The organism is Superficieibacter sp. (assembly GCF_032071645.1).
Taxonomy (GTDB): domain Bacteria; phylum Pseudomonadota; class Gammaproteobacteria; order Enterobacterales; family Enterobacteriaceae; genus Superficieibacter.
The window spans coordinates 103,305-129,938 of record NZ_DAMAPU010000002.1; the positions used below are offsets into that span (position 1 = coordinate 103,305).

Annotated in this window: 26 protein-coding genes and 1 tRNA gene; 17 read left to right on the forward strand and 10 right to left on the reverse strand. The window is 55.4% G+C overall.

Annotated elements, in window-relative coordinates; translation table 11 throughout:
• Positions 1-43: 43 nt before the first annotated feature.
• On the reverse strand, positions 44-1,387 hold the full coding sequence (argG, locus tag RT197_RS04785) for an argininosuccinate synthase (RefSeq protein WP_312947857.1): 1,344 nt from the start codon (positions 1,385-1,387) through the stop codon (positions 44-46).
• A gap of 341 nt (positions 1,388-1,728) precedes the next feature.
• Between argG and RT197_RS04790 the strand changes: the two genes are divergently transcribed.
• The 12 genes from RT197_RS04790 (at position 1,729) to mtr (ending at position 15,430) form a co-directional block, all read left to right on the forward strand.
• Positions 1,729-1,805 (forward strand) — tRNA-Met (locus RT197_RS04790).
• A 206-nt stretch (positions 1,806-2,011) separates the two neighbouring features.
• Entirely contained in the window at positions 2,012-2,464 is a 453-nt protein-coding gene (gene rimP / locus RT197_RS04795) for a ribosome maturation factor RimP (RefSeq protein WP_312947860.1), read from the forward strand.
• Between the two features lie 27 nt (positions 2,465-2,491).
• Positions 2,492-3,979, forward strand: a complete 1,488-nt coding sequence (gene nusA / locus RT197_RS04800) for a transcription termination factor NusA (protein ID WP_312947863.1) — start codon at positions 2,492-2,494, stop codon at positions 3,977-3,979.
• Positions 3,980-4,003: 24 nt separating this feature from the next.
• Positions 4,004-6,688, forward strand: a complete 2,685-nt coding sequence (infB, locus tag RT197_RS04805) for a translation initiation factor IF-2 (RefSeq protein ID WP_312947866.1) — start codon at positions 4,004-4,006, stop codon at positions 6,686-6,688.
• A gap of 104 nt (positions 6,689-6,792) precedes the next feature.
• Positions 6,793-7,194, forward strand: a complete 402-nt coding sequence (rbfA, locus tag RT197_RS04810) for a 30S ribosome-binding factor RbfA (protein WP_312947869.1) — start codon at positions 6,793-6,795, stop codon at positions 7,192-7,194.
• Entirely contained in the window at positions 7,194-8,138 is a 945-nt protein-coding gene (gene truB, locus RT197_RS04815) for a tRNA pseudouridine(55) synthase TruB (protein WP_312947871.1), read from the forward strand. The genes rbfA and truB overlap by 1 nt, the downstream gene beginning before the upstream one ends.
• Before the next feature lie 151 nt (positions 8,139-8,289).
• Positions 8,290-8,559: a 30S ribosomal protein S15 gene (gene rpsO, locus RT197_RS04820; protein WP_003861789.1), complete on the forward strand. Its 270-nt coding sequence runs from the start codon at positions 8,290-8,292 to the stop codon at positions 8,557-8,559.
• 241 nt (positions 8,560-8,800) lie between these two features.
• A complete protein-coding gene (gene pnp / locus RT197_RS04825) occupies positions 8,801-10,936 on the forward strand; it encodes a polyribonucleotide nucleotidyltransferase (protein ID WP_312947873.1) in 2,136 nt (711 codons plus the stop codon).
• Between the two features lie 108 nt (positions 10,937-11,044).
• Positions 11,045-11,929, forward strand: a complete 885-nt coding sequence (gene nlpI / locus RT197_RS04830; protein ID WP_312947875.1) for a lipoprotein NlpI — start codon at positions 11,045-11,047, stop codon at positions 11,927-11,929.
• A gap of 106 nt (positions 11,930-12,035) precedes the next feature.
• Entirely contained in the window at positions 12,036-12,116 is an 81-nt protein-coding gene (yrbN, locus tag RT197_RS04835; protein ID WP_312948595.1) for a protein YrbN, read from the forward strand.
• Positions 12,109-14,046 carry a DEAD/DEAH family ATP-dependent RNA helicase gene (locus RT197_RS04840; RefSeq protein ID WP_312947877.1) on the forward strand — a complete coding sequence of 646 codons (1,938 nt, stop codon included), beginning with the start codon at positions 12,109-12,111 and terminating at the stop codon, positions 14,044-14,046. Before yrbN ends, RT197_RS04840 begins: the two co-directional genes overlap by 8 nt.
• Positions 14,047-14,185: 139 nt before the next feature.
• Positions 14,186-15,430, forward strand: a complete 1,245-nt coding sequence (gene mtr, locus RT197_RS04845; protein WP_312947880.1) for a tryptophan permease — start codon at positions 14,186-14,188, stop codon at positions 15,428-15,430.
• 117 nt (positions 15,431-15,547) lie between these two features.
• On the opposite strand, the gene RT197_RS04850 is transcribed toward mtr, so the two are convergent.
• The 3 genes from RT197_RS04850 to RT197_RS04860 all read right to left on the reverse strand — a co-directional run bounded on the left by RT197_RS04850 (position 15,548) and on the right by RT197_RS04860 (position 18,513).
• Complete coding sequence (locus tag RT197_RS04850) at positions 15,548-16,555, reverse strand: luciferase-like monooxygenase (protein ID WP_312947884.1); 1,008 nt, start codon at positions 16,553-16,555, stop codon at positions 15,548-15,550.
• 78 nt (positions 16,556-16,633) lie between these two features.
• Complete coding sequence (locus tag RT197_RS04855; RefSeq protein WP_312947885.1) at positions 16,634-17,509, reverse strand: U32 family peptidase; 876 nt, start codon at positions 17,507-17,509, stop codon at positions 16,634-16,636.
• An 8-nt stretch (positions 17,510-17,517) separates the two neighbouring features.
• The gene (locus RT197_RS04860) at positions 17,518-18,513 is read right to left on the reverse strand and encodes a peptidase U32 family protein (protein WP_312947887.1); all 996 of its coding nucleotides are present in this window, start codon (positions 18,511-18,513) and stop codon (positions 17,518-17,520) included.
• Positions 18,514-18,730: 217 nt separating this feature from the next.
• Here RT197_RS04860 and RT197_RS04865 point away from each other — a divergent pair, with 217 nt between their 5' ends.
• Positions 18,731-19,255, forward strand: coding sequence for an SCP2 domain-containing protein (locus tag RT197_RS04865; RefSeq protein ID WP_312947889.1), 525 nt, complete (start codon positions 18,731-18,733; stop codon positions 19,253-19,255).
• The gene (locus RT197_RS04870) at positions 19,249-19,752 is read left to right on the forward strand and encodes an N-acetyltransferase (protein WP_312947890.1); all 504 of its coding nucleotides are present in this window, start codon (positions 19,249-19,251) and stop codon (positions 19,750-19,752) included. The genes RT197_RS04865 and RT197_RS04870 overlap by 7 nt, the downstream gene beginning before the upstream one ends.
• On the opposite strand, the gene RT197_RS04875 is transcribed toward RT197_RS04870, so the two are convergent.
• Positions 19,739-20,014 (reverse strand): GIY-YIG nuclease family protein, encoded by a 276-nt coding sequence (locus tag RT197_RS04875; RefSeq protein ID WP_312947893.1) that lies wholly within the window; start codon positions 20,012-20,014, stop codon positions 19,739-19,741. The two genes, RT197_RS04870 and RT197_RS04875, sit on opposite strands and share 14 nt — an antisense overlap.
• A gap of 54 nt (positions 20,015-20,068) precedes the next feature.
• Here RT197_RS04875 and RT197_RS04880 point away from each other — a divergent pair, with 54 nt between their 5' ends.
• On the forward strand, positions 20,069-20,512 hold the full coding sequence (locus RT197_RS04880; protein ID WP_312947896.1) for a YhbP family protein: 444 nt from the start codon (positions 20,069-20,071) through the stop codon (positions 20,510-20,512).
• Here RT197_RS04880 and RT197_RS04885 read toward each other — a convergent pair.
• Positions 20,492-21,010, reverse strand: coding sequence for a type 1 glutamine amidotransferase domain-containing protein (locus RT197_RS04885; protein WP_312947899.1), 519 nt, complete (start codon positions 21,008-21,010; stop codon positions 20,492-20,494). The genes RT197_RS04880 and RT197_RS04885 overlap by 21 nt on opposite strands.
• A 111-nt stretch (positions 21,011-21,121) precedes the next feature.
• Between RT197_RS04885 and RT197_RS04890 the strand changes: the two genes are divergently transcribed.
• Entirely contained in the window at positions 21,122-21,769 is a 648-nt protein-coding gene (locus RT197_RS04890; protein WP_312947901.1) for an NAD(P)H-binding protein, read from the forward strand.
• Positions 21,770-21,843: 74 nt separating this feature from the next.
• Positions 21,844-22,878 carry a permease gene (locus RT197_RS04895; RefSeq protein WP_312947904.1) on the forward strand — a complete coding sequence of 345 codons (1,035 nt, stop codon included), beginning with the start codon at positions 21,844-21,846 and terminating at the stop codon, positions 22,876-22,878.
• Between the two features lie 35 nt (positions 22,879-22,913).
• Here RT197_RS04895 and dolP read toward each other — a convergent pair whose 3' ends face one another.
• The 4 genes from dolP to RT197_RS04915 are packed head-to-tail and all read right to left on the reverse strand — an operon-like array spanning position 22,914 to position 26,620.
• Entirely contained in the window at positions 22,914-23,489 is a 576-nt protein-coding gene (gene dolP / locus RT197_RS04900) for a division/outer membrane stress-associated lipid-binding lipoprotein (protein ID WP_312947907.1), read from the reverse strand.
• Between the two features lie 9 nt (positions 23,490-23,498).
• Positions 23,499-24,089, reverse strand: a complete 591-nt coding sequence (diaA, locus tag RT197_RS04905) for a DnaA initiator-associating protein DiaA (protein ID WP_103676689.1) — start codon at positions 24,087-24,089, stop codon at positions 23,499-23,501.
• A gap of 21 nt (positions 24,090-24,110) precedes the next feature.
• Positions 24,111-24,500 (reverse strand): YraN family protein, encoded by a 390-nt coding sequence (locus tag RT197_RS04910; protein ID WP_312947909.1) that lies wholly within the window; start codon positions 24,498-24,500, stop codon positions 24,111-24,113.
• Positions 24,458-26,620 (reverse strand): penicillin-binding protein activator, encoded by a 2,163-nt coding sequence (locus RT197_RS04915; protein WP_312947911.1) that lies wholly within the window; start codon positions 26,618-26,620, stop codon positions 24,458-24,460. The genes RT197_RS04910 and RT197_RS04915 overlap by 43 nt, the downstream gene beginning before the upstream one ends.
• Positions 26,621-26,634 lie beyond the last annotated feature (14 nt).

Genomic DNA, 26,634 nt, shown 5'->3' on the forward strand with positions numbered 1-26,634 from the left:
GAAGAAAATCACCAGCCCATCAGGGGCTGGTGTAAGTAAACAGTTACTTCGCCTTATTTTCCAGATTCTCTACCTGCGGTACGCCAGTCGTGGCGGAGGAGGAGAGCAGGCCGGTTTTGGCATAGCCAAACAGTTTCTCACGGGTATCTGTAATATCCAGATTACGCATGGTGAGCTGACCGATACGATCGTCAGGCGAGAATACGGAGTCGCCTTTTTCCATCGTCAGACGCTCTGGTTTGTAGGTCAGGTTATCGGAAACCGTATTCAGGATTGAATAGTCATTACCGCGACGCAGTTCCAGCGTAACTTCACCGGTGATCTGGCTGGCGACCCAGCGTTGCAGGGCATCACGTAGCATCAGCGCCTGAGAGTCAAACCAGCGGCCCTGATACAGCAGGCGGCCCAGTTGACGGCCATGCGCATGGTATTGCTCAATGGTGTCTTCGTTATGAATGCCGGTCAGCAGACGCTCATAAGCAATATGCAGCAGCGCCATACCTGGGGCTTCATAAATACCACGGCTTTTAGCTTCAATGATGCGGTTTTCGATCTGATCGCTCATGCCCAGCCCGTGACGACCACCGATGCGGTTGGCTTCCAGCATCATCTCTACGTCATCGCTGAAAGTTTTGCCGTTCAGCGCCACCGGATGCCCCTGCTCAAAACGCACGGTCACTTCTTCTGCCGGGATTTTGACGTTTTCGTCCCAGAACTTTACGCCCATGATCGGGTTAACGATTTTTACGCTGGAGTTCAGGAATTCCAGATCCTTCGCTTCATGCGTGGCACCGAGCATGTTGGAGTCGGTGGAATAGGCTTTCTCGACGGACATTTTGTAGTCGAAACCACAAGCAATCATGAACTCGGACATCTCATGACGGCCGCCCAGTTCATCAATAAAGTCGGTATCCAGCCACGGCTTGTAAATCTGCAATTCAGCGTTGGTTAGCAGGCCGTAACGATAGAAACGTTCGATATCGTTGCCTTTATAGGTGCTGCCATCGCCCCAGATATTGACGCCGTCTTCTTTCATGGCGGCAACCAGCATGGTGCCGGTAACCGCGCGGCCCAGCGGCGTAGTGTTGAAGTAGGTCAGGCCGCCAGTGGTATTATGGAACGCGCCGCACTGAATCGCTGCAATGCCTTCCGCAACCAGTTGTTTACGGCAGTCGATCAGACGAGCGTTTTCTGCGCCATACTCCATCGCCCGACGTGGGATCTCATCATAGTCCTCTTCATCCGGCTGACCCAGGTTGGCGGTATAGGCATAAGGAACTGCCCCTTTTTGTCGCATCCACAGCAGCGCCGCGCTGGTGTCCAGACCGCCGGAGAAAGCGATACCAATACGTTGACCTGCCGGAAGATGCTTGAGAATCGTCGTCATAAAATAAACCCTGCCTGGTAGACTATGGAGAAATCATCTCTGGTTGTTAGTGCATGTTTATGCAATTTAAGTGAGTTTTCATTTAAACATCTTTTTTAGGAGATCGAAAGTGGTTAGTGATGTTTTCAACAACAAATCCTTCATCTCTCGCTATCCTCTATGCACAGAGGCTGCGTTTTTATGCTGCCTGTACCGGGCAGGAAATGCCCGGGCATCGTCCTTGACACAGCGCGCTATTTTTCCCTATAATACAAGCCGGTTTTACGTCCCGTCTTCGGTACCAAATCCCAGCATTATTTGCATTTTCTACTCAATACGCGTAGAATTTGCCACGTTTCAGGCGCGGGGTGGAGCAGCCTGGTAGCTCGTCGGGCTCATAACCCGAAGGTCGTCGGTTCAAATCCGGCCCCCGCAACCACTTTCCCTTAGAGTTCTTTTTCAAATAGTCGTGAAGACGTTGGCCTTCGGCGCTGAATTTGAAAAAAATTCTTTCGGAAGGTTCTCCAGGCCGCAGTTGCGGCTATAGGGTTCAGTTATCTAAAGCCCCGATTTATCGGGGTTTTTTGTTATCTGACTACAGAATAACTGGGCTTTACGCCCTTTTTTTATGTCTTGGGGGTGGGCTTGTCCACATTAGAGCAAAAATTAACAGAGATGATTACAGCACCGGTTGAAGCGTTGGGCTTCGAACTGGTCGGCATCGAATTTATTCGCGGTCGTACATCGACACTGCGCATCTATATTGATAGTGAAGATGGCATCAATGTTGATGATTGTGCTGATGTGAGCCATCAGGTGAGCGCCGTTATGGACGTCGAAGATCCTATTACCGTCGCCTATAACCTGGAGGTTTCCTCGCCGGGTCTTGATCGTCCAATGTTTACTGCTGAACACTATACGCGTTTCCTGGGTGAAGAGGTGGCGCTGGTCCTGCGAATGGCGGTACAAAACCGTCGTAAATGGCAGGGCATTATCAAAGCGGTAGACGGTGAGATGATCACGGTTACGGTTGAAGGCAAAGATGAAGTGTTCGCGCTGAGTAACATCCAGAAGGCGAACCTGGTTCCCCACTTTTAACAGTCTGGATTGAGGTGAAAGGCCCCGATGAATAAAGAAATTTTGGCTGTTGTTGAAGCTGTTTCCAACGAAAAAGCGCTGCCGCGCGAGAAGATTTTCGAAGCGCTGGAAAGCGCACTGGCAACGGCGACAAAGAAAAAATACGAACAAGAGATCGACGTTCGCGTAGAAATCGATCGCAAAAGCGGCGACTTCGACACCTTCCGTCGTTGGGTTATCGTTGAAGAAGTGACCCAGCCGACCAAAGAAATCACTCTTGAAGCGGCCCGTTTTGAAGATGAAAGCCTGAACGTGGGTGAATACGTTGAAGATCAGATCGAATCTGTGACCTTTGACCGTATCACCACGCAGACCGCCAAGCAGGTTATCGTGCAAAAAGTACGTGAAGCTGAGCGCGCAATGGTCGTCGATCAGTTCCGCGAGCACGAAGGCGAAATCATCACCGGCGTCGTGAAGAAAGTAAACCGCGATAACATCTCTTTAGATCTCGGCAACAATGCAGAAGCCGTTATTCTGCGCGAAGACATGCTGCCGCGTGAAAACTTCCGTCCAGGCGACCGTATTCGTGGCGTTCTGTACGCTGTGCGCCCGGAAGCTCGTGGTGCTCAGCTTTTCGTGACCCGTTCTAAGCCAGAAATGCTGGTTGAACTGTTCCGCATTGAAGTGCCAGAAATCGGCGAAGAAGTTATCGAAATCAAAGCGGCTGCACGCGATCCGGGCTCCCGAGCCAAAATCGCGGTGAAGACCAACGACAAGCGTATCGATCCGGTCGGTGCTTGCGTCGGTATGCGCGGTGCGCGCGTGCAGGCGGTGTCGACTGAGCTGGGCGGTGAACGCATTGATATCGTGCTGTGGGATGATAATCCGGCACAGTTTGTCATTAATGCGATGGCTCCGGCAGACGTCGCGTCCATCGTGGTTGATGAAGACAAACACACGATGGATATTGCTGTTGAAGCTGGCAACCTGGCACAGGCGATTGGCCGTAATGGTCAGAACGTGCGTCTGGCCTCGCAGCTGAGCGGCTGGGAACTCAACGTGATGACCGTTGACGACCTGCAGGCGAAGCATCAGGCGGAAGCGCATGCCGCTATCGACACCTTCACCAAATATCTCGATATCGATGAAGATTTCGCGACGGTACTGGTAGAAGAAGGCTTTGCCACGCTGGAAGAACTGGCCTATGTGCCGATGAAAGAACTGCTGGAAATCGATGGTCTTGATGAAGACACCGTTGAAGCACTGCGCGAGCGTGCTAAAAACGCACTGACCACTCTGGCACTGGCCCATGAAGAGAGCCTCGGTGATAACAAACCGGCTGACGATCTGCTGAATCTGGAAGGATTAGATCGCGAAATGGCGTTCAAATTGGCTGCCCGTGGTGTTTGTACGCTGGAAGATCTCGCCGACCAGGGCATTGATGATCTGGCTGATATCGAAGGTTTGTCCGACGAAAAAGCCGGTGAGCTGATTATGGCTGCCCGTAATATTTGCTGGTTCGGTGACGAAGCGTAATAAACTGTAGCAGGAAGGAACAGCATGACAGATGTAACCGTAAAAACGCTGGCCGCAGAGATTCAGACCTCCGTGGATCGCCTGGTACAGCAATTTGCTGATGCAGGTATCCGTAAGTCTGCTGATGATTCTGTGTCCGCGCAAGAGAAACAAACCTTACTGGCCCACCTGAACCGTGAACACGGCGCAGGCCCGGATAAGTTGACTTTACAGCGTAAAACGCGCAGTACTTTAAACATTCCTGGTACCGGTGGAAAAAGCAAATCGGTACAAATCGAAGTCCGCAAGAAGCGCACCTTTGTGAAACGTGACCCGCAAGAGGCAGAACGTCTCGCGGCGGAAGAGCAGGCGCAGCGTGAAGCGGAAGAGCAAGCCCGTCGTGAGGCTGAAGAAGCAGCCAAACGCGAGGCGCAATTAAAAGCCGAACGTGAGGCCGCAGAACAAGCTAAGCGTGAAGCCGCTGATAAAGCGAAACGTGAAGCTGCGGAAAAAGACAAAGTGAGCAATCAACAAGACGATATGACTAAAACCGCCCAGGCTGAGAAAGCCCGCCGTGAGAATGAAGCTGCCGAGCTGAAGCGTAAAGCGGAAGAAGAAGCCCGCCGTAAGCTGGAAGAAGAAGCTCGTCGCGTCGCTGAAGAAGCCCGCCGTATGGCTGAAGAAAATGAGAAGAACGGTGTTCCTGTTGCTGATGTTGTTGAAGACAGCAGCGACTACCATGTCACCACTTCTCAACATGCTCGCCAGGCTGAAGACGATAACGACCGTGAAGTAGAAGGCGGACGTGGTCGTACGCGTACCGCGAAAGCGCCGCGCCCGAAAAAAGGCAACAAGCACTCCGAATCGAAAGCCGATCGTGAAGAAGCCCGCGCGGCTATTCGCGGTGGTAAAGGTGGCAAAAACCGTAAAGGTTCATCTTTACAGCAGGGCTTCCAGAAGCCTGCACAGGCTGTTAACCGTGACGTCGTGATCGGCGAAACCATTACCGTTGGCGATCTGGCTAACAAGATGGCGGTCAAAGGCTCTCAGGTCATCAAAGCGATGATGAAACTGGGCGCAATGGCCACCATCAACCAGGTCATCGACCAGGAAACCGCACAGCTGGTGGCTGAAGAAATGGGCCACAAAGTGATCCTGCGTCGTGAAAACGAACTGGAAGAAGCGGTAATGAGCGACCGTGACACTGGCGCTGCTGCTGAACCGCGCGCACCGGTTGTGACTATCATGGGTCACGTTGACCACGGTAAAACCTCGCTGCTTGACTACATTCGTTCTACGAAAGTGGCATCCGGCGAAGCAGGTGGCATTACCCAGCACATTGGTGCATACCACGTTGAAACTGACAACGGTATGATTACCTTCCTGGATACCCCGGGCCACGCCGCGTTTACCTCCATGCGTGCTCGTGGTGCGCAGGCGACCGACATCGTTGTGCTGGTTGTTGCAGCGGACGACGGCGTGATGCCGCAGACCATCGAAGCTATCCAGCACGCGAAAGCGGCGCAGGTCCCGCTGGTGGTTGCAGTGAACAAAATCGATAAGCCAGAAGCTGACCTCGATCGCGTTAAAAACGAACTCTCCCAGTACGGCGTTATGCCGGAAGAGTGGGGCGGCGAAGCGCAGTTCATCCCGGTTTCTGCGAAAGCGGGTACGGGTATTGACGACCTGCTGAACGCCATCCTGTTGCAGGCTGAAGTTCTCGAACTGAAAGCAATCCGCAACGGTATGGCGAGCGGCGCGGTTATCGAATCCTTCCTTGATAAAGGTCGTGGCCCGGTTGCCACCGTCCTGGTTCGTGAAGGTACGCTGAATAAAGGCGATATCGTGCTGTGCGGCTTCGAATACGGTCGTGTTCGTGCGATGCGTAACGAACTGGGTCAGGAAGTGCTGGAAGCGGGTCCGTCCATTCCGGTGGAAATCCTCGGTCTGTCCGGCGTTCCGGCTGCGGGTGATGAAGTGACCGTTGTCCGTGACGAGAAGAAAGCGCGTGAAGTTGCGCTGTACCGTCAGGGCAAATTCCGCGAAGTTAAACTGGCTCGCCAGCAGAAATCTAAACTCGAGAACATGTTTGCCAACATGACCGAAGGCGAAGTTCACGAAGTGAACATCGTGCTGAAGGCGGACGTTCAGGGTTCTGTGGAAGCGATCTCCGACTCTTTACTGAAACTGTCTACCGACGAAGTGAAAGTGAAGATCATCGGTTCTGGCGTAGGTGGTATCACCGAAACCGACGCGACCCTGGCTGCTGCGTCCAACGCGATCCTGGTAGGCTTCAACGTGCGTGCGGATGCCTCTGCCCGTAAAGTGATTGAATCCGAAAGCCTGGATCTGCGCTACTACTCGGTCATCTATAACCTGATCGACGAAGTGAAAGCGGCGATGAGCGGTATGCTGTCCCCTGAACTGAAACAGCAGATCATCGGTCTGGCAGAAGTTCGTGACGTGTTCAAATCACCGAAATTCGGCGCAATTGCTGGCTGTATGGTTACCGAAGGTACGATCAAACGTCACAACCCAATCCGCGTACTGCGCGACAACGTGGTTATCTATGAAGGCGAGCTGGAATCCCTGCGCCGCTTTAAAGATGACGTCAACGAAGTCCGTAACGGCATGGAATGTGGTATCGGCGTGAAGAACTACAACGACGTTCGCGTTGGCGATATGATCGAAGTGTTCGAGATCATTGAGATCCAACGTACCATCGCTTAATCCTTGCAGAGGATTGTGCAGGCCGGGGAAGCGAAGCGCCACCCGGCAACTATTTCAAAAGGGGCTTTTGGCCCCTTTTTTGTCTTTATTCTGGAGAATTTATTATGGCGAAAGAATTTGGTCGCCCGCAGCGTGTTTCCCAGGAGCTGCAAAAAGAGATTGCTATCATTCTGCAACGTGAAATCAAAGATCCACGTCTGGGCATGATGACCACCGTTTCTGGCGTTGAAGTGTCCCGCGACCTCGCGTATGCAAAAGTTTTTGTCACTTTCCTCAACGATCAGGACGAAGCCTCTGTGAAGGCGGGTATCAGAGCGTTACAGGATGCCTCCGGTTTTATTCGCTCGCTGCTGGGTAAAGCCATGCGTCTGCGTATCGTGCCGGAACTGACCTTCTTCTACGATAACTCGCTGGTCGAAGGGATGCGGATGTCGAACCTGGTCACCAGCGTGGTAAAACATGACGATGAGCGTCGTGTGAACCCGGATGACAGCAAGGAGGACTAATGAGTCGTCCTCGTCGTCGTGGCCGTGATATCCACGGCGTGCTGCTGCTGGACAAACCGCAGGGAATGTCCAGCAACGATGTGCTGCAAAAAGTAAAGCGCATCTATAATGCAAACCGCGCCGGTCATACGGGCGCGCTGGATCCGCTGGCGACCGGTATGCTGCCGATTTGCCTGGGGGAAGCTACCAAGTTTTCCCAGTACTTGCTGGACTCTGACAAGCGTTATCGGGTTATTGCCCGTCTCGGTCAGCGTACCGACACCTCCGATGCCGACGGGCAAATCGTGCAGGAGCGTCCGGTCACCTTTAGCGCTGACCAACTGGCGAGCGCGCTGGAAACCTTCCGTGGCGACATCCAGCAGATCCCGTCGATGTACTCCGCGCTTAAGTATCAGGGGCGTAAACTGTACGAATACGCGCGTGAAGGCATTGAGGTGCCGCGCGAAGCTCGCCCGATCACCGTTTACGAGCTACTCTTCATCCGCCATGAAGGGAACGAGCTTGAACTGGAAGTGCATTGCTCAAAAGGCACCTACATCCGCACAATCATCGACGATCTCGGTGAAAAGTTAGGCTGTGGTGCGCACGTTACTTTCCTGCGCCGTCTGGCGGTCAGCAAGTATCCGGTTGAGCGAATGGTGACGCTGGAGCATTTGCATGAGCTGGTCGCAGAGGCCGAAGCGCAGGAGATCCCGGCGGCACAATTGCTCGACCCGCTGCTGATGCCGATGGACAGTCCTGCTTCGGACTTTCCACAGGTGAATATTTCTGCCGTCGTGGCGGGATATTTTAAGCAGGGGCAGCCTGTTCGCGCTTCTGCCGCACCGCTAAGCGGGCTGGTGCGGGTCACGGAAGGTGATGATGCCAGCTTTATCGGTATGGGCGAAATTGACGACGAAGGGCGCGTAGCGCCTCGCCGTCTGGTGGTTGAATATCCGGCATGATGCCGCTCCGTCTTGCGATAACAGGGCGCTGCGAGTAGAATATCGCCGCTTAATGCCCGGTAAATTGTTTAACAAGTTAGCGGGCATTAACTATGGGGTCGCTGAATTAGAGATTGGCACCCTTTCATTCTTTTAATTTTGGAGTTCTATAATGTCTCTAAGCGTTGAAGCTAAAGCTAAAATCGTTTCTGAGTTTGGTCGTGGTACTAACGACAGCGGTTCTACCGAAGTTCAGGTTGCACTGCTGACCGCACAGATTAACCACCTGCAGGGTCACTTTGCAGAGCACAAAAAAGATCACCACAGCCGTCGTGGTCTGCTGCGCATGGTTTCTCAGCGTCGTAAACTGCTCGACTACCTGAAACGTAAAGATGTTGCACGCTATACCGCGCTGATCGAGCGTCTGGGCCTGCGTCGCTAATTCTTGCGAGTTTCAGAAAAGGGGCCTTACGGCCCCTTTTTTCAACCAGACCGCAGCAATTCGCTGGAAACTAATGTATTGTTGCTATGAATGATCTTCCGTCGCAGAGGTTCGCGCGGCTAATGAGAGGCTTCACCCGTAAGAGCGGGTTAGGGTTGTCATTAGTCGCGAGGATGCGCTGAAGATCGGGTGTTAACGGCGGCACAGCGTTGTGTCGTCAAAAATTGGAAAGGATATTATTTTGCTTAATCCGATCGTTCGTAAATTCCAGTACGGTCAGCATACCGTTACGCTGGAAACTGGCATGATGGCGCGTCAGGCGACGGCTGCCGTTATGGTTAGCATGGATGACACTGCGGTATTTGTTACCGTTGTTGGTCAGAAAAAAGCGAAGCCAGGCCAGGATTTCTTCCCGCTGACTGTAAACTATCAGGAGCGTACCTACGCTGCTGGTCGTATCCCGGGCAGCTTCTTCCGTCGTGAAGGCCGTCCAAGCGAAGGCGAAACGCTGATCGCGCGTCTGATTGACCGCCCGGTTCGCCCGCTATTCCCGGAAGGCTTCGTTAACGAAGTTCAGGTTATCGCGACCGTAGTTTCCGTAAACCCGCAGGTTAACCCTGACATCGTCGCGATGATCGGTGCTTCCGCTGCGCTGTCCCTGTCCGGTATCCCGTTCAATGGCCCAATCGGTGCGGCACGCGTAGGTTACATTAATGACCAGTACGTGCTGAACCCGACCCAGGACGAGCTGAAAACCAGCAAACTGGATCTGGTTGTTGCCGGTACTGAAGCCGCTGTTCTGATGGTTGAATCCGAAGCCGAACTGCTGAGCGAAGACGTGATGCTGGGTGCGGTAGTATTCGGCCACGAGCAGCAGCAGATTGTTATCCAGAATATCAACGACCTGGTAAAAGAAGCGGGCAAACCGCGCTGGGACTGGCAGCCGGAAGTCGTCAACGACGCGCTGAATGCACGCGTTGCCGCGCTGGCAGAATCCCGTCTGAGCGATGCTTACCGTATCACCGACAAGCAAGAACGTTATGCGCAGGTTGATGCAATCAAATCTGACGCTATTGCCGCGCTGGTTGCTGAAGATGAATCCCTGGACGCTAACGAACTGGGTGAAATCCTGCACGCTATCGAGAAAAACGTTGTTCGTAGCCGCGTACTGGCAGGCGAGCCGCGTATTGACGGTCGCGAAAAAGACATGATCCGTGGTCTGGACGTGCGCACCGGCGTGCTGCCGCGTACTCACGGTTCCGCGCTGTTCACCCGTGGTGAAACGCAGGCGCTGGTCACCGCCACTCTGGGTACCGCGCGTGATGCACAGACCCTGGACGAACTGATGGGTGAGCGTACCGACACCTTCCTGTTCCACTACAACTTCCCTCCGTACTCTGTCGGGGAAACCGGCATGGTAGGTTCGCCGAAGCGTCGTGAAATTGGTCACGGTCGTCTGGCGAAACGCGGCGTGCTGGCTGTAATGCCGGAAGCTGATAAATTCCCGTACACCGTGCGTGTGGTTTCTGAAATCACGGAGTCTAACGGCTCTTCGTCAATGGCTTCCGTGTGTGGCGCTTCTCTGGCGCTGATGGACGCAGGCGTACCGATCAAAGCCGCCGTTGCAGGTATCGCAATGGGTCTGGTGAAAGAAGGCGACAACTTTGTTGTGCTGTCTGACATTCTGGGCGACGAAGATCACCTTGGCGACATGGACTTCAAAGTGGCGGGTTCCCGCGACGGTATCTCTGCGTTGCAGATGGATATCAAAATTGAAGGTATCACCAAAGAGATCATGCAGGTTGCGCTGAATCAGGCGAAAGGTGCACGTCTGCACATCCTGGGCGTGATGGAACAGGCGATTAACGCGCCGCGCGGCGATATCTCTGAATTCGCACCGCGTATCCACACCATCAAGATCAACCCGGACAAGATCAAAGACGTTATCGGTAAAGGCGGTTCTGTGATCCGTGCGCTAACTGAAGAAACCGGCACCACCATCGAAATCGAAGATGACGGTACCGTGAAAATCGCAGCGACCGACGGCGACAAAGCGAAACACGCGATTCGTCGTATCGAAGAGATCACGGCAGAAATCGAAGTGGGTCGTATCTACAATGGTAAAGTGACCCGTATCGTTGACTTTGGCGCGTTTGTTGCCATCGGCGGCGGTAAAGAAGGTCTGGTTCACATCTCGCAGATCGCTGATAAGCGCGTTGAGAAAGTGACCGACTATCTGCAAATGAATCAGGAAGTACCGGTGAAAGTTCTGGAAGTTGATCGCCAGGGCCGTATCCGTCTGAGCATCAAAGAAGCGACCGAGCAGTCTGCACCTGCAAGCGCGCCGGAAGCTCCGGCTGCTGAACAGGGCGAGTAAGGTTGCCATTGCCCTCTGCTTCGGCAGAGGGCGTATTCACTGGCTGGACGCCTTGTTTGCAACCGGGGAACAGGACGTTCATCCTTTTGTTGTCTTCGGGAGTGGGAAATGAAGCCTTTTTTGCGCTGGTGTTTCGTGGCAACAGCTCTTACGCTTGCAGGATGCAACAGCTCCAGCTGGCGTAAAAGTGAAGTCCTCGCAGTACCATTGCAACCGACTTTACAGCAGGAAGTGATTCTGGCACGTATGGAACAAATTCTTGCCAGTCGGGCTTTATCCGATGACGAACGCGCGCAGCTTTTATATGAGCGCGGAGTGTTGTATGATAGTCTCGGTCTGAGGGCCTTAGCGCGAAATGATTTTTCACAAGCGCTGGCAATAAGACCTGATATGCCTGAAGTATTCAATTACTTAGGCATATATTTAACGCAGGCAGGCAGTTATGATGCCGCCTATGAAGCGTTTGATTCTGTACTTGAGCTTGATCCAACTTACAATTACGCGTACTTGAATCGTGGTATCGCCCTGTATTACGGCGGTCGCGACAAGTTAGCGCAAGATGATCTGCTGGCGTTTTATCAAGACGATCCCAACGATCCTTTCCGCAGCCTGTGGCTTTACTTTGTCGAGCAGAAGCTTGATGAGAAGCGGGCCAAAGAAGCGTTACACCAACGCTTCGAGAAGTCGGACAGAGAACAATGGGGATGGAACATTGTCGAGTTCTACCTGGGCAACATTAACGAAGCAACGTTAATGGAACGCCTGAAGGCGGACGCAACGGATAACACCTCGCTCGCTGAGCATCTCAGTGAAACCAACTTCTATTTAGGTAAGTACTACCTAAGTCTGGGGGACAGGGACAGCGCTACGGCACTGTTCAAACTGGCGGTTGCTAACAACGTACATAACTTCGTTGAGCACCGATACGCATTGTTGGAATTATCGCTCCTGGGCCAGGAACAAGACAACCTGGCAGAATCGGACCAGCAATAGCTGACGAACACACATCAGCCCGTAATTTTTTACTAGCCATCATCTTAGCGGGTGAGGGCGTTGTTGTTCGTTAATACACCTACTTTGAGCCGGTTCACACTTTTCAATGAAAACTGCTGAAAATTTTCATGATGAGTTATGTAGACTGGCCGCCATTAATATCGAGGCACTTGTACTACATGGCTGAATTCGAAACCACTTTTGCAGATCTGGGGCTTAAGGCTCCTATCCTTGAAGCCCTTAACGATCTGGGTTACGAAAAACCATCTCCAATCCAGGCAGAGTGTATTCCTCACCTGCTGGGCGGTCGTGATGTTCTGGGTATGGCCCAGACGGGTAGCGGCAAAACCGCAGCGTTCTCTTTACCGCTGCTGCAAAACCTTGATCCTGACCTGAAAGCACCGCAAATTCTGGTGCTGGCACCGACCCGCGAACTGGCGGTTCAGGTTGCTGAAGCAATGACGGATTTCTCTAAACACATGCACGGCGTGAACGTGGTAGCCCTTTACGGTGGCCAGCGTTATGACGTGCAGCTCCGCGCTCTGCGCCAGGGGCCACAGATCGTTGTCGGTACGCCGGGACGTCTGCTGGATCACCTGAAACGCGGTACGCTGAACCTGTCCAACCTGAGTGGTCTGGTACTGGATGAAGCTGACGAAATGCTGCGCATGGGTTTCATCGAAGACGTTGAAACTATCATGGCGCAGATCCCGGCTGAACATCAGACCGCGCTGTTCTCCGCAACTATGCCCGAAGCGATTCGTCGCATTACCCGCCGCTTTATGAAAGAGCCGCAGGAAGTGCGCATTCAGTCCAGCGTCACTACTCGCCCGGACATCAGCCAGAGCTACTGGACTGTCTGGGGTATGCGTAAAAATGAAGCGCTGGTGCGTTTCCTGGAAGCAGAAGATTTTGATGCGGCGATCATCTTCGTTCGCACCAAAAATGCGACCCTGGAAGTGGCTGAAGCGCTGGAGCGTAGCGGCTATAACAGCGCTGCGCTGAACGGTGACATGAACCAGGCCCTGCGTGAGCAGACTCTGGAGCGCCTGAAAGACGGTCGTCTGGACATTCTGATCGCGACCGACGTTGCGGCCCGTGGCCTGGACGTTGAGCGTATCAGCCTGGTCGTTAACTACGACATCCCGATGGACTCCGAGTCTTACGTTCACCGTATCGGCCGTACTGGTCGTGCCGGTCGTGCTGGCCGCGCGCTGCTGTTCGTTGAAAACCGCGAACGTCGTCTGCTGCGCAACATCGAACGCACCATGAAGCTGACCATCCCGGAAGTCGAACTGCCGAACGCCGATCTGCTGGGTAAACGCCGTCTGGAAAAATTTGCTGCCAAAGTTCAGCAGCAGCTTGAAAGCAGCGATCTGGATCAGTACCGTGCGCTGCTGGCGAAAATCCAGCCGACCGCTGAAGGCGAAGAGCTGGATCTTGAAACGCTGGCTGCTGCGCTGCTGAAAATGGCGCAGGGCGAACGTACTCTGATCGTTCCGCCGGATGCTCCGATGCGTCCTAAGCGCGAATTCCGTGACCGTGATGATCGCGCTCCGCGTGGCGATCGTAACGATCGTGGCCCGCGCCCAGAACGTAGTGGCGAAGATCGTCCGCGTCGTGAACGTCGTGACGCTGGCGATATGCAGCTTTACCGCATTGAAGTGGGTCGTGATGACGGCGTTGAAGTGCGTCATATCGTTGGCGCGATTGCTAACGAAGGCGACATCAGCAGCCGTTACATCGGCAACATTAAGCTGTTTGCTTCCCACTCCACTATCGAGCTGCCGAAAGGTATGCCGGGCGACGTATTACAGCACTTTACGCGCACCCGCATCCTGAACAAGCCGATGAACATGCAGCTGCTCGGCGATGCGCAACCGCATACCGGTGGTGAGCGTCGTGGCGGTGGTCGCTTTAGCGGCGAACGTCGTGAAGGCGGTCGCGGTGAAGGTCGTAGCTTCGGTGGCGAGCGTCGTGAAGGTGCGGCCCGTCCTGAAGGTCGTCGTTTTAGCGGCGAGCGTCGTGAAGGTCAGGCGCGCGCTCCGCGTCGTGATGATTCTGCACCGCGCCGTGACGAGTCTTCCAGCCGTCGTCGTTTCGGTGGCGATGCATAATCAACGCTGATTATGTAAAGTAATCTGTACAGCCCCGGTCTGAACAATCGGGGCTTTTTTTATTCCATTTGTACTCATGTACTGGTACAGTGCAACACACTTCACCAGGAGTAGTAATTTTTAACGGAGAAAAAACCAGATGGCTACGCTTATTACCACACAATCGACACCTTCGCTGTTCAGCGGCGTGGTGATCATCGGCGGCACAATTATTGGCGCGGGAATGTTCTCTCTGCCGGTAGTCATGTCCGGCGCGTGGTTCTTCTGGTCGCTGGCGGCGCTGGTCTTTACCTGGTTTTGTATGCTGCATTCCGGGCTGATGATCCTTGAGGCCAACCTTAACTATCGCATCGGCGCGAGCTTCGATACCCTGACCAAAGACCTGCTCGGCAAAGGCTGGAATCTGGTCAACGGCGTGTCCATCGCCTTTGTACTTTATATTCTGACCTACGCTTATATCTCCGCCAGCGGTTCGATTTTGCATCACACCTTTGCGGAGATGTCGCTGAATGTTCCGGCACGGGCGGCCGGTTTTGCTTTCGCGCTGCTGGTGGCGTTTGTGGTGTGGCTCTCCACTCGCGCGGTCAGCCGCATGACGGCGATTGTGCTGGGCGCGAAGGTCATTACGTTCTTCCTGACTTTCGGCAGCCTGCTGGGGCATGTTGAACCCGCCACGCTGTTTAACGTTGCCGAAAGCCATGCTTCCTACAGCCCGTATCTGCTGATGACGCTGCCGTTCTGCCTGGCCTCGTTTGGTTATCATGGCAACGTGCCGAGTCTGATGAAGTATTACGGTAAAGATCCGCGCACGATTGCGAAGTGCCTGATTTACGGCACGCTGCTGGCGCTGGCGCTTTATATCATCTGGCTGCTGGGGACGATGGGCAACATCCCGCGCCCGCAGTTTATTGATATCGCCGCAAAGGGCGGCAATATTGATGTGCTGGTCGGGGCATTAAGCGGCGTGCTGAACAGCCGCAGTCTGGATCTGCTGCTGGTTATTTTCTCCAACTTCGCGGTGGCCAGCTCCTTCCTCGGCGTCACGCTGGGACTGTTTGATTACCTGGCAGATCTGTTTGGCTTTGATGACTCTGCATCCGGACGGTTTAAAACCGCGCTGCTGACCTTTACCCCGCCCGTTATTGGCGGCCTGCTGTGGCCGAACGGTTTTCTCTATGCCATTGGCTATGCGGGTCTGGCGGCAACCATCTGGGCAGCAATTGTTCCTGCATTGCTGGCGAACGCCTCGCGTAAACGCTTCGGCAGCCCAACATTCCGCGTCTGGGGCGGCAAGCCAATGATTGTGTTAATTCTGGTCTTTGGCATTGGCAACGCGCTGGTACATATTTTATCGAGCTTTAATCTACTGCCGGTATACCAGTAAGCCGAAAATCTTTGCCAGACAGGCTCTGGCGGTCGCTTTATCATCGCCGACCGCCAGCAACTGCAGGAAAAAACCGCCGACCTCCCACCGTGGAGGTCGAAAACCGGCGCTATAAAATCAGCTAAACAGCTCTTCTTTGACCTCCATCGCCAGGTCGAACGAATGCAGTCGCGCCTGATGATCGAAAATCTGTCCGTTAACCATAATTTCATCCGCCTCGGTTTCTCGCAGGATAGATTGCAGGCCGTGGCGGACTTTTGCTTTATCGCCCACCAGCGACATGCTCAGCGCCTGCTGCACACCGTACTGCTCGGACGGCGACCAGAAGCTGTCCATGTTCTCAATCGGCGGCGGAAGCTGGCCCGTCTCGCCCCGGCGCAGCTTCACAAACGCCTGCTGCATGGAGGTAAACAGAAACTCCGCGTCGCGGTTACTGTCGGCGGTGACGATATTAATGCATACCATCGCGTACGGTTTTTCCAGCCGCGCAGAAGGCTTAAAGTGGGTGCGATAAAGATGCAACGCCTGGAACAGCATATCCGGCGCGAAGTGCGATGCGAAAGCGAACGGCAGGCCAAGCTGGGCGGCGAGCTGCGCACTGTAGAGGCTGGAGCCCAGCAGCCAGACCGGGATCTTTTCGCCGTAGCCCGGAACCGGGCGGACGTGCGGATTCGGATCGCGGGCGTCAAACCATTCCACCAGCTCATTCACATCGCGCGGGAAATTATCAATATCGCCACTCATATGGCGGCGCAGCGCAATCATTGTGCGCTGATCGCTGCCCGGCGCGCGGCCCAGCCCCAAATCAATACGTCCCGGATACAGCGTATTTAGCGTGCCGAACTGTTCAGCAATCACCAGCGGAGAATGGTTAGGCAGCATCACACCGCCAGATCCCAGATGCAGGGTGGTGGTGTTGGCGGCGAGATAGCCAATCAGCACTGACGTGGCGGCGCTGGCAATCCCGGTCATATTATGGTGCTCTGCCAGCCAGTAGCGATGATAGCCGCGCTTTTCAGCCAACTGCGCCAGCGCCAGCGAATGAGAGAAGGCTTCTCCGGCAGAGGAGCCTTGCGGGATCGGTGCCAGATCCAGCACCGAAAAAGGAATATGTTTATCAGTCATAGCGGCTCACTTTGTTACCCGTTAATCTTTTAATACTGCATTAAGATTTAATTATAGTTGTTAACAAAGTGAGCTTTTTTACGCCAGTTCCAGTCCCGCCAGCCGTTTCCAGTAGCCGTTACAGTCGCTGTGGGCGGTAAGCGGCAGCGGCGCGGCCCCGGTTTCATTGGCGCGGAAGGCGTCCAGCATGGCAAACGTCTCTGTGCCCAGCGGCGACAGACGCACCATATCTACCAGCCCCTGCATTGAGGTCAGCTCATTGCCGAGGTTATAAACATAGCCGCTCATGGTCTGAATGCCGTTAAGCACAAACACCTGCTGATTTTCCTGCGACAGCACGCTGCGCCCGTTAGGGTACTTGATGCAACAGGTTTCGCACTCGTCCTTCGGGCGATCCTCCGAGCGCGCGGTAAAGCAGCGTGCAGAGTACGCCAGCGGCAGATGACCGTAGCTGAGCACCTCCACTTCAAACTGCTGACGAATGCCCAGCTCGTCGCACTGACCAAGCAGATTGATCAGCCAGTCGCGGGACAGTTCCACCGGCATACACCAGCGCACCATCCCCTGTTTTAACAGCAGGCGCAGCGTTACCGCGTTGTAGCAATTAAGCGCGTGCCCGGCAACAAACGGCAGTTTGCGCTCTGCGCACAGATTGACCACGCCGAGATCGCTGGCTTCCAGTAAAAAATCGCCGTTATCGACATAGCGCTTCAGTTCGTTCAGCTCTGATGAGGCCTGGACCAGCGCGAGGGTGGAAAGCACCACCTGTTTGCCGCTGCCCGCCAGCGCTTTAGCCATATCCAGCCAGTCGCCCACTTTGGTGGCCCGGCGCTTGCTGCACACCGCTTCGCCCAGATAGACCGTATCCGCGCTGCTGGTGGCGGCCTGCTGGTAGAACTCTTCCAGCGTCTCTTTTGACCAGTAATACAGCACCGGTCCCAGTGAATATTTCATGTGATTTCCTACTGCCATTTACGGTGGTACGCGCCAAGCGTGGTCTGGGTGCCTTCGGACATTGCGCCGAGCGTGTCCATCCATGCGCGTTGCGGGACAAAATCCTGCGGCGAAGCCATGCAGCGGTCGATAGCCTGCCGCCAGACTTTCGCCACCTGGCTGACGTAAGCCGGGCTACGCTGGCGTCCCTCAATTTTTACCGAGGCGATATTGGCCGCCAGCAGTTCCGGCAGCAGTTCCAGCGTATTAAGGCTGGTCGGCTCCTCCAGCGCGTGATAGCGCTCGCCATCCACCAGATAGCGCCCCTTGCACAGCGTCGGGTAGCCCGCGTTTTCACCGTCCTGATAGCGATCAATCAGCACTTCATTCAGGCGTGATTCCAGGCCCTGCGGCGTTTGCTGCCAGCGTACAAAGCGGGCAGGGGAGCAGGCACCTACCGTATTAGGTGATTCCCCGGTTAAGTAAGACGAGAGATAGCAGCGGCCTTCCGCCATGATGCACAGGCTGCCAAAGGCAAACACCTCCAGCGGAACCGGCGTGACGCGGGCAAGCTGTTTGACCTGATGAATGGACAGCACGCGTGGCAGCACCACCCGGGCTACGTCAAAATGACGGTGATAGAAACGGATCGCCTCTTCATTAGTGGCTGACGCCTGGACTGAGACATGGCGCTCAATATGTGGATAACGTTCTGCGGCATACTCAAGCATGGCGAGATCGGCGAGGATTAGCGCATCGGCACCCAGCTGTGCAGCCATATCCACCGCCCGCTGCCAGCGGGCATAACCATCCGGGTGGGCAAAAGTATTAATGGCGATGTGCAGCTTACGGCGATGCTGATGCACAAAGCTGACGGCTTCCTGTAATTTTTTCTCGGTAAAGTTAAGACCGGCAAAATGACGGGCGTTGGTGTCATCTTTTAGCCCGATATATACAGCGTCAGCGCCGTTCTCAATAGCCGCTTTAAGCGCCGGGAGATTGCCAGCGGGACAGAGAAGCTCCATAAAATTTCCTGAACGTTGCGCCCCAATGGAGCGCAAATTGTTAACGAACTGGGAGTTTAATTAACCTGACCGCGACAATTTTTGATTTGAGGCAGTTAATCGCGTATTGATGACTCCAATAATAACGTCTGCATAACGTAATTGTTGATTTACGCCACCATGTCGTTTATCTGATATGGCAGAATGGTTGAATCATTGAAATGAGGGAGTAAAGCTCGTGTTGGATAAACTGCGTTCACGCCTGGTTCACCTTGGCCCGTCTCTGATGAGTGTGCCCGTGAAGCTGACGCCCTTTGCCCTGAAGCGTCAGGTTCTGGAGCAGGTCCTTAGCTGGCAATTCCGCCAGGCGCTGGCAGACGGGGAGCTGGAGTTCCTCGACGGTCGCTGGCTGAGCATTGAGGTGCGCGATATCGGCCTCAGATGGTACACCTCCGTTGCGAATGAGCGTCTGATCGTCAGTGATTCGGCGCAGGCGGACGTCAGCTTCAGCGCGGATGCCAGCGATCTCCTGATGATCGTTGCGCGCCGCCAGGATCCCGATACGCTGTTTTTCCAGCGTCGGCTGGTGATTGAAGGCGACACCGAGCTTGGGCTATACGTAAAAAACCTGATGGATGCCATTGAGCTGGAGCAGATGCCAAAAGCGTTGCGGATCGTGCTGCTGCAACTGGCAGACTTTGTTGAGGCGGGGCTTAAAACGCCGCCGGAAAACACAAACAGAGTAGTAGGTGAGCCATGCTGATTCGCGTTGAAATTCCAATCGATGCGCCAGGGATTGACGCCCTGCTGCGCCGTTCCTTTAACCGCGATGCCGAAGCCAGTCTGATTCACGATCTGCGTGAAGACGGCTTGCTAACGCTGGGACTGGTGGCGACCGATGACGAAGGACAGATCGTCGGTTACGTGGCCTTCAGCCCGGTAGATGTTGAAGGCGAAGATTTGCAGTGGGTCGGGCTGGCACCGCTGGCGGTGGATGAAGCCTGGCGGGGCCAGGGACTGGCACGTCAACTGGTGTACGAAGGGCTGGATTCGCTCAATGAATTTGGCTACGCCGCCGTGGTGGCGCTGGGCGATCCGGCGTTCTACAGCCGTCTGGGATTTGAAACCTGCGCCCGTTACGACCTGCGCTGCCGCTGGCCGGGATGCGAAGCCGCGTTTCAGGTTCATCGTCTGGCGGACAACGCCCTCGACAACGTTCATGGGCTGGTGGAGTATCACGAGCACTTTAATCGCTTTTAAGCAGGCTGGTTAACAGGATCTCTCCGGCAACGAGGCGCTCTTTCTGGCGCTTCGTCAGCTGTTTTACCCGATATTCAAGGCGCAACGCCTGCGAGCGCTCGCCTGCGGCAGCAAAAAAGGCCAGCGTCAGCTCACCTTTGCCGCGCAGCGCTTTCGCCCCTTTTCCCGTCTGATGCTGTACAAAACGCCGCTCAACATCGGTAGTAATCCCGGTGTAAAGCGCGTTATTTTCCATTCGGATAAGATAGAGATACCAGCACACGGTTCGCAGTCTGTATGTTAAGGTGAGCGCACCATAACATAAGGGAGAGGTCGGATGGAAACGCTTGCCGTCATCAGCCGCTGGCTGGCAAAGCAGCATGTCATCACCTGGTGCGTCGCCCGTAATGATGAACTGTGGTGCGCGAACGCCTTCTATATTTACGATCCGCAAAACGTCGTGTTTTATCTGCTGACTGAAGATACCACCCGCCATGCGCAAATGTCAGGGGCGCGCGCGCAGGTTGCCGGAACGGTTAACGGTCAGCCGAAAACCGTGGCCTTGATTCGGGGCGTGCAGTTTAAAGGAGAGATCCGCAGGCTTGAAGGGGAGGAAAGCGAGGTCATGCGCGCACGCTATAACCATCGCTTTCCGGTTGCCAGAGCGATGTCTGCGCCTGTCTGGGAGATCCGCCCTGACGAGCTGAAGTTCACCGATAACACTTTAGGTTTCGGCAAAAAACATCACTGGCAGCGTGCGTCAGGCTCCGAGCAGGCGTAGCGCTTCGCGGTTAAAGGCGGGCAGATCGTCCGGCGTCCGGCTGGTGACCAGTTGGTCGTTGTCCACCACCACTTCCTGATCGAAGAATTCCGCTCCGGCGTTTTTCACGTCGATGACGATAGGCTTCACCGCCGTCAGTTTACGGCCGCGCACCACTTCGGCGCTGATCAACAGCTGTGGCCCATGGCAGATGGCGAATACCGGCTTGCCGCTGTTAACGAAATCGCGGGTAAAGGTGACAAAGCGCTCATCGCCGCGCAGTGAATCGGGTGAATGTCCGCCAGGCAACAACAGCGCATCAAACTCTGCCGGGCTGACCTCATCAATGCTTTTATCAATCTTGACGTTAGCTTCGCCCTGCTTGCCCTTCACCGTTTTACCGGCTTCTTTTTCAATCGTAATCACCTCATGCCCGGCTTTTTTGTAAGCCTCTGCCGGAGAGGTGAATTCTGAATCTTCGAACTCGTCGGTGATCAGGACCGCTATTTTCTTGCCCATGTTTCCTCCGTTGTGCTGGCAATTGGTAAATACTTACCGTAGACGTTTAAGTGTGGTGCAGACCCGCGAGAATGCAACACGGACAAATCTGCATAACGAGGGGAGAAGATCATGAGTCAGGTTTTAATCACCGGCGCGACCGGGCTGGTGGGCGATCGGTTATTGCGGATGTTAATTCAGGAACCGCGCATTACGGGTATTGCTGCGCCAACGCGACGTCCGCTCAACGATATCTCCGGGGTGTTTAATCCGGTTGATCCGCAGCTCACCGATGCGCTGGCGCAGGTGACCGGGCCGCTGGATATCGTTTTTTGCTGTCTCGGCACCACCCGTCGGGAAGCGGGTACAAAAGAGGCTTTCATTCATGCAGATTATACGCTGGTGATAGATACCGCGCTCACCGGGCAGCGGCTGGGTGCCACGCACATGCTGGTGGTCAGCGCGATGGGGGCCAGCACCGCCTCGCCCTTTTTCTATAACCGGGTAAAGGGCAAGATGGAAGAGGCGCTGATCGCCCAGCGGTGGCCGCGCCTGACGATCGCCCGTCCGTCAATGCTACTGGGCGATCGCGAGAAGCACCGGATAAATGAATCGCTGCTCGCGCCAATCTTCAGGCTGCTGCCGGGCAACCTGAAATCGATCGAAGCGAAAGACGTTGCGCGGGCTTTACTGCGCGAAGCGCTGGCAGAAAACGCGGAGCCGGTGACGATTTTGTCATCTGTGCAATTACGGGAAATTGCTGCGCGTGAAACTGATTAATAATTTCCATAAATAACTTACCCGGCGTACTATTCCCCGGTTTATTAAAAACCATAATACTTCCGGGGAATGCTATGACTGGTCAGTCTTCATCTCAATTGGCACCGTCACGTCAGTGGTGGAAGCCCGCGCTTTTCTTTCTCGTCGTTATTGTTGGCCTGTGGTATGTGAAATGGCAGCCCTATTACGGGAAAGCCTTTACCGCCGCCGAAACCCACAGCATCGGTAAATCTATTCTGGCGCAGGCGGATGCCAGCCCGCTTCGGGCGGCGTGGGATTACGCGCTGGTCTATTTTTTGGCGGTGTGGAAAGCCGCCGTGCTGGGGGTGATCCTCGGATCGCTGGTGCAAGTGCTGATCCCGCGTAACTGGCTGATGCGCACCCTCGGTCAGCCGCGTTTTCAGGGCACTTTGCTGGGGACGCTGTTCTCTTTGCCGGGCATGATGTGTTCCTGCTGCGCAGCGCCGGTTACTGCCGGTTTGCGTCGTCAGCAGGTGTCAATGGGTGGCGCGCTGGCGTTCTGGATGGGCAATCCGCTGCTGAATCCCGCCACGCTGGTGTTTATGGGCTTTGTGCTCGGCTGGCAGTTTGCGCTGATCCGCCTGGTTGCGGGTCTGGCGATGGTGCTGATTATCGCCTCGCTGGTGCAACGGCTGGTAAAAGATACCGTACAGACCGCCACGGTTGAGATTGAATCTGCCACGGTGCAGGGCAGTTTCTTCACCCGCTGGGGCCGCGCGTTGTGGACGCTGTTCTGGAATACAATCCCGGTTTATATTCTGGCGGTGCTGGTTTTGGGCGCAGCGCGCGTCTGGCTGTTCCCGCATACCGAAGGCGTGGTCGATAATACGCTGTTCTGGGTAGTGGCGATGGCGGTTGCCGGATGCCTGTTTGTGATCCCGACCGCCGCTGAAATTCCCATCGTGCAGACCATGATGCTGGCGGGAATGGGCACGGCTCCGGCGCTGGCATTGCTGATGACGCTGCCGGCGGTGAGTCTGCCGTCGCTGGTGATGCTGCGTAAAGCGTTCCCGGCAAAAGCTCTGTGGCTGACCGGCGGGCTGGTGGCGCTGGGCGGGGCGATAGTTGGCGGGCTGGCGTTACTGTGAGAAATGCCCGGCAGACGCTGCCGGGCAATATTGCATTACTTGATAAAGGTAAACGCGGTGGTGACGTGTTTCACGCCGCTCACCCGGCTGGCCATATCCGCCGCCGCTTTGGCTTCCCGGTCGGTCACCAGACCCATCAGGAACACCTCGCCGTTTTCGGTCGTCACCTTCACGTTAGAGGATTTCACCTGATCGCTGCCCAACAGCTGTGAACGGACTTTGGTGGTGATCCAGGTATCGTTTGATGCCGTGCCGAGGCCGATAGGCGCGCCCTGACGGATTTCATTAAACACTTCCGTTGCGCCATCAACGCCGACGGCAATCTGTTTCGCACGTGATGACAGTTCGCTGTTCGGCGACTGACCCACCAGCAGCACTTTACCCTGATACGCGGTGACGTTGATGCGCGTTTCTTTCTTAATTTGCTGATCTTTTGCCAGCGCGCTGTTCACGCGGAGTTCCAGCGTTCCATCATCCACCTGAGTGCCCACGGTGCGGGGATCGGTTGCCGCTTTTGTACCAACGGCGGCGGTGCCGACAACCGCCGCAGCAACGCAACCCTGCAAAAGCAGCGCGGAAATAAGGACTGCGAGGGGCGAAAATGCCTTCATGTGTACTCCTTAATCGTCCTGGTGAGGAAATAGCGTATTATCAATCAGATCGCACAGACAGTTGACCGTTAACATATGCATTTCGTGAATACGTGCGCTGCGGTGAGACGGAATGCGAATTTCCACATCCTGCGGTCCCAGCAGCCCGGCTAACTCGCCGCCGTCGTAGCCGGTCAGGGCGACAATGGTCATATCGCGCGTCACGGCAGCTTCAACCGCCTTCACAATGTCACGGCTATTGCCGCGCGTTGAAATAGCCAGCAACACATCTCCGGCATGACCGAGCGCCCGGACCTGCTTGGCGTAGATTTCATCGTGCAAACGATCGTTAGCAATCGCGGTTAAGACCACGTTATCGGTATTAAGTGCCATCGCCGGTAAACCCGGACGCTCCGTTTCGAAGCGGTTAATCATGCTGGCAGCAAAATGCTGTGCGTTGGCGGCCGAGGTGCCGTTGCCACAGCAGAGAATTTTGTTGCCGTTAAGCAGCGACTGAACCAGCGTCATGGCGGCACGAGAGATAGCGTCAGGCAGCGCTTCCGCCGCCGCAATTTGAGTCTGAATGCTTTCAGTGAAGCAAACTTTAATTCGTTCGAGCACGTTATCCCTTAAATATCAGGTTTATTCGCCAAAGGCGTTTTTAAGCCATTCGATGTCACTGCCGTCGCAGGCTATCACATCAAACCGGCAATCCACAGTATCAAAACTCCCATTCTGGCGCGCGAGCCACCAGCGGGCGGTCTGTAATAATTTATGTTGCTTGCTCCGGCTCACGCTGGCCGCCGCGCCGCCGTAAAAGGTGTTGCGGCGGTAACGAACTTCAACGAAGACCGTTACCGGACCGTCACGCATGATCAGGTCGATCTCGCCGCCGCGCATTCGCACATTGGCGGCGACAAAGCGGAGTCCCTGACTTTCCAGCCAGCGACGCGCTTTTTGTTCCCACGCGTCGCCGGTCTTTTTGCGGGTTAGTTCGCCGCCACGATCTGTCCCTGCTGGTATTTGAGCCATGATAACTTCCTGTTAATCACACAATCGCTGCTGGCGGTCAGATCGCCGGTATTGCCGCTAAGTTCAAAGCCCTGCACCTGACGCATCTGCGAGAAGTGGTTAGCCAGCGACCAGGCATCCGCACCCATCGCGTACAGACGCGCCAGCGAGTAGTCGTTATGCACCGCTGCCAGCGCCTGCTGCATCAGCGCCGGGTTACTGCCCGCCAGCATCGGGATTTCGCTAAATTGCAGTCCTTCCATTTCAAGGCGGAAATCCGGGCCTGCCGTACCCTGCGCGCTGCGGGAGCTGGCGTAAAGCGTGGTTCCACTCTGGCTGCCGTTACGCATGGCAATCATTGGCTTGATGAAGGCGATCTCTTCCGGGGTGGCGAGAATATAGGCCGCATCCACGCGCCCGCCGGAGATTTCCGCGTCGGTTGGCGGAGCCGGGATGGTCAGGCCACCCACCGTTACGGCCTGCGGCTGACTGTTGGTCACCGGTGTGCCGGTTAACGCGATACCAGAGCCGCCGTTGATCCCCATACGCAATTCAGAAGCGGAACCAAACTTCTGCTCCAGTACCGTGCCACCGCCCTGTTTCTGCCACTCATCGGCAAACGCTGCGGTAACGCGATCGCCAAGGGCGCTACGCGGCACCAGCAACAGCGGAGACTGCTTGCCCTGCTGATGGATATGGCGCGCGGCGTCGCGAGCTTCATCTTCCGGGGAGAGCGCAAAGTAGCAGATATTAGGGCGATTCTGCACGGCTTCCGGCTGGTTAAGCGCCAGCACGTTCAGCGGTGTATTGCTGCTCATCAGCTCTTCAACGTTATTTTTCAGCAGCGGGCCAACCACGATGCTGGTCCCGTCCTGCTGAACCTGGGCGAGGATCTGGCTAAGCGGCTGCGAAGTGGTATCGTAGATTTTCAGCTCTGCCGAAGGGCTGGCAGGCGCGGCGGCAGTTTGCGGCGCGGCAGTCACCGCGTCACTCTGCGGAGCCGACACGCTGGCATCGTTACCCTGCGCCTGAACCGGCGCGGTCGTTTCGTTAGCTGGCGTCACGGCATCATTGCCCGGTGTCTGTACCTGCGCAGCCGCTTCGTTGCCCGGTGCTTGTACGGGCGTTGCGGCTTCGTTACCCGGAGCCTGCACCGGTTGCTGCTGGGCGGTGGTGAGGTCGTTCACTTCCGCCTGGGACGGGCTGACCACGTTGCTCTCGGTAGATACGGAAGCGGCCTGCGCCATTTGCGCGGGCACGGCGCTACCGCTAACCACCGCCGTGCCGTTTTTCGCCGCTTCAAACCCTTGCTGAATGGTGCGACCATAAACGGCAGCCTGACCGTTTAGCGGCAGCAGCAGGGCAATTTTATTGGTAGAGGCCGGGGTAAATTTCTGCACGTTAACCAGCTGGGACGGCAACATTTTCGCCCCGGGATTTTGCGGATAGCGCTTCTGCCAGTCGGCGATACCGGCTTTCATCATGTCTGGATCGCTACGGTTATCAAACCAGATGCGCTGGAGATCGAGCCAGCCTTGCAGAACGTTTTCATCGGCGTTAATCACCAGCGTCTGCGCCTGTTCCGGCGTCATTGACGACAGCGCCTGCCAGGTTGCATCGATATTCGCCTGCTTTTCTTGCGCCGCCAGCAGCGGCTCCTGGGCGATCAGCGCGCGCAGTAACGCCAGTGAAGGTTTACCCTGCTGGGCGGCGATCTGTGCCTGCCAGAATCGGGCCTGCTGATTTTTATCGAAATCACCCGAGCTGAGCTTGCCGAGCAGCGCCTGCGCTCCCGGATAATCTTGCTGCGCCAGCTTGATTTCAACCGCCAGCAGCGACTGCTCGCGCCGCTGCGCATCGCTCATTTCTTGCGGTAGCTGGTTGAACAGCTCCATCGCCTGCTGGCTTTTACCTTCTTTCAGCAGGGCACGAATGGCGAGTAATTGCCAGTTGGTCTTGCTATCATCTGAGCTTTGCTGCATCTGCTGCAGGTAATAGCCGGAATCAGCCTGCGCTGTCCCCTCAAGGTGGGCCGTGCTCTGATTCGGCGTTTGTGTGCCACAACCAGCGAAGAACAGGGCCGCCAGAACGACCGGCAGGCCGCGAGCGGCTTTCGAACGAAGAAACGTTGACGGTACCATACTGTATCCAGTGA

What these genes read in the sequence shown, in the direction of transcription:
- rpsO (WP_003861789.1), top strand. Translation starts at nt 8,290, where the DNA reads ATGTCTCTAAGCGTTGAAGCTAAAGCTAAAATCGTTTCTGAGTTTGGT.
- RT197_RS04915 (WP_312947911.1), bottom strand. Translation starts at nt 26,620, where the DNA reads ATGGTACCGTCAACGTTTCTTCGTTCGAAAGCCGCTCGCGGCCTGCCG.
- argG (WP_312947857.1), bottom strand. Translation starts at nt 1,387, where the DNA reads ATGACGACGATTCTCAAGCATCTTCCGGCAGGTCAACGTATTGGTATC.
- RT197_RS04885 (WP_312947899.1), bottom strand. Translation starts at nt 21,010, where the DNA reads ATGGGCAAGAAAATAGCGGTCCTGATCACCGACGAGTTCGAAGATTCA.
- RT197_RS04895 (WP_312947904.1), top strand. Translation starts at nt 21,844, where the DNA reads ATGACTGGTCAGTCTTCATCTCAATTGGCACCGTCACGTCAGTGGTGG.
- infB (WP_312947866.1), top strand. Translation starts at nt 4,004, where the DNA reads ATGACAGATGTAACCGTAAAAACGCTGGCCGCAGAGATTCAGACCTCC.
- RT197_RS04870 (WP_312947890.1), top strand. Translation starts at nt 19,249, where the DNA reads ATGCTGATTCGCGTTGAAATTCCAATCGATGCGCCAGGGATTGACGCC.
- truB (WP_312947871.1), top strand. Translation starts at nt 7,194, where the DNA reads ATGAGTCGTCCTCGTCGTCGTGGCCGTGATATCCACGGCGTGCTGCTG.
- dolP (WP_312947907.1), bottom strand. Translation starts at nt 23,489, where the DNA reads ATGAAGGCATTTTCGCCCCTCGCAGTCCTTATTTCCGCGCTGCTTTTG.
- yrbN (WP_312948595.1), top strand. Translation starts at nt 12,036, where the DNA reads ATGAAAACTGCTGAAAATTTTCATGATGAGTTATGTAGACTGGCCGCC.
- RT197_RS04840 (WP_312947877.1), top strand. Translation starts at nt 12,109, where the DNA reads ATGGCTGAATTCGAAACCACTTTTGCAGATCTGGGGCTTAAGGCTCCT.
- mtr (WP_312947880.1), top strand. Translation starts at nt 14,186, where the DNA reads ATGGCTACGCTTATTACCACACAATCGACACCTTCGCTGTTCAGCGGC.
- RT197_RS04890 (WP_312947901.1), top strand. Translation starts at nt 21,122, where the DNA reads ATGAGTCAGGTTTTAATCACCGGCGCGACCGGGCTGGTGGGCGATCGG.
- RT197_RS04910 (WP_312947909.1), bottom strand. Translation starts at nt 24,500, where the DNA reads ATGGCTCAAATACCAGCAGGGACAGATCGTGGCGGCGAACTAACCCGC.
- RT197_RS04850 (WP_312947884.1), bottom strand. Translation starts at nt 16,555, where the DNA reads ATGACTGATAAACATATTCCTTTTTCGGTGCTGGATCTGGCACCGATC.
- nusA (WP_312947863.1), top strand. Translation starts at nt 2,492, where the DNA reads ATGAATAAAGAAATTTTGGCTGTTGTTGAAGCTGTTTCCAACGAAAAA.
- nlpI (WP_312947875.1), top strand. Translation starts at nt 11,045, where the DNA reads ATGAAGCCTTTTTTGCGCTGGTGTTTCGTGGCAACAGCTCTTACGCTT.
- rbfA (WP_312947869.1), top strand. Translation starts at nt 6,793, where the DNA reads ATGGCGAAAGAATTTGGTCGCCCGCAGCGTGTTTCCCAGGAGCTGCAA.
- RT197_RS04860 (WP_312947887.1), bottom strand. Translation starts at nt 18,513, where the DNA reads ATGGAGCTTCTCTGTCCCGCTGGCAATCTCCCGGCGCTTAAAGCGGCT.
- RT197_RS04855 (WP_312947885.1), bottom strand. Translation starts at nt 17,509, where the DNA reads ATGAAATATTCACTGGGACCGGTGCTGTATTACTGGTCAAAAGAGACG.
- RT197_RS04880 (WP_312947896.1), top strand. Translation starts at nt 20,069, where the DNA reads ATGGAAACGCTTGCCGTCATCAGCCGCTGGCTGGCAAAGCAGCATGTC.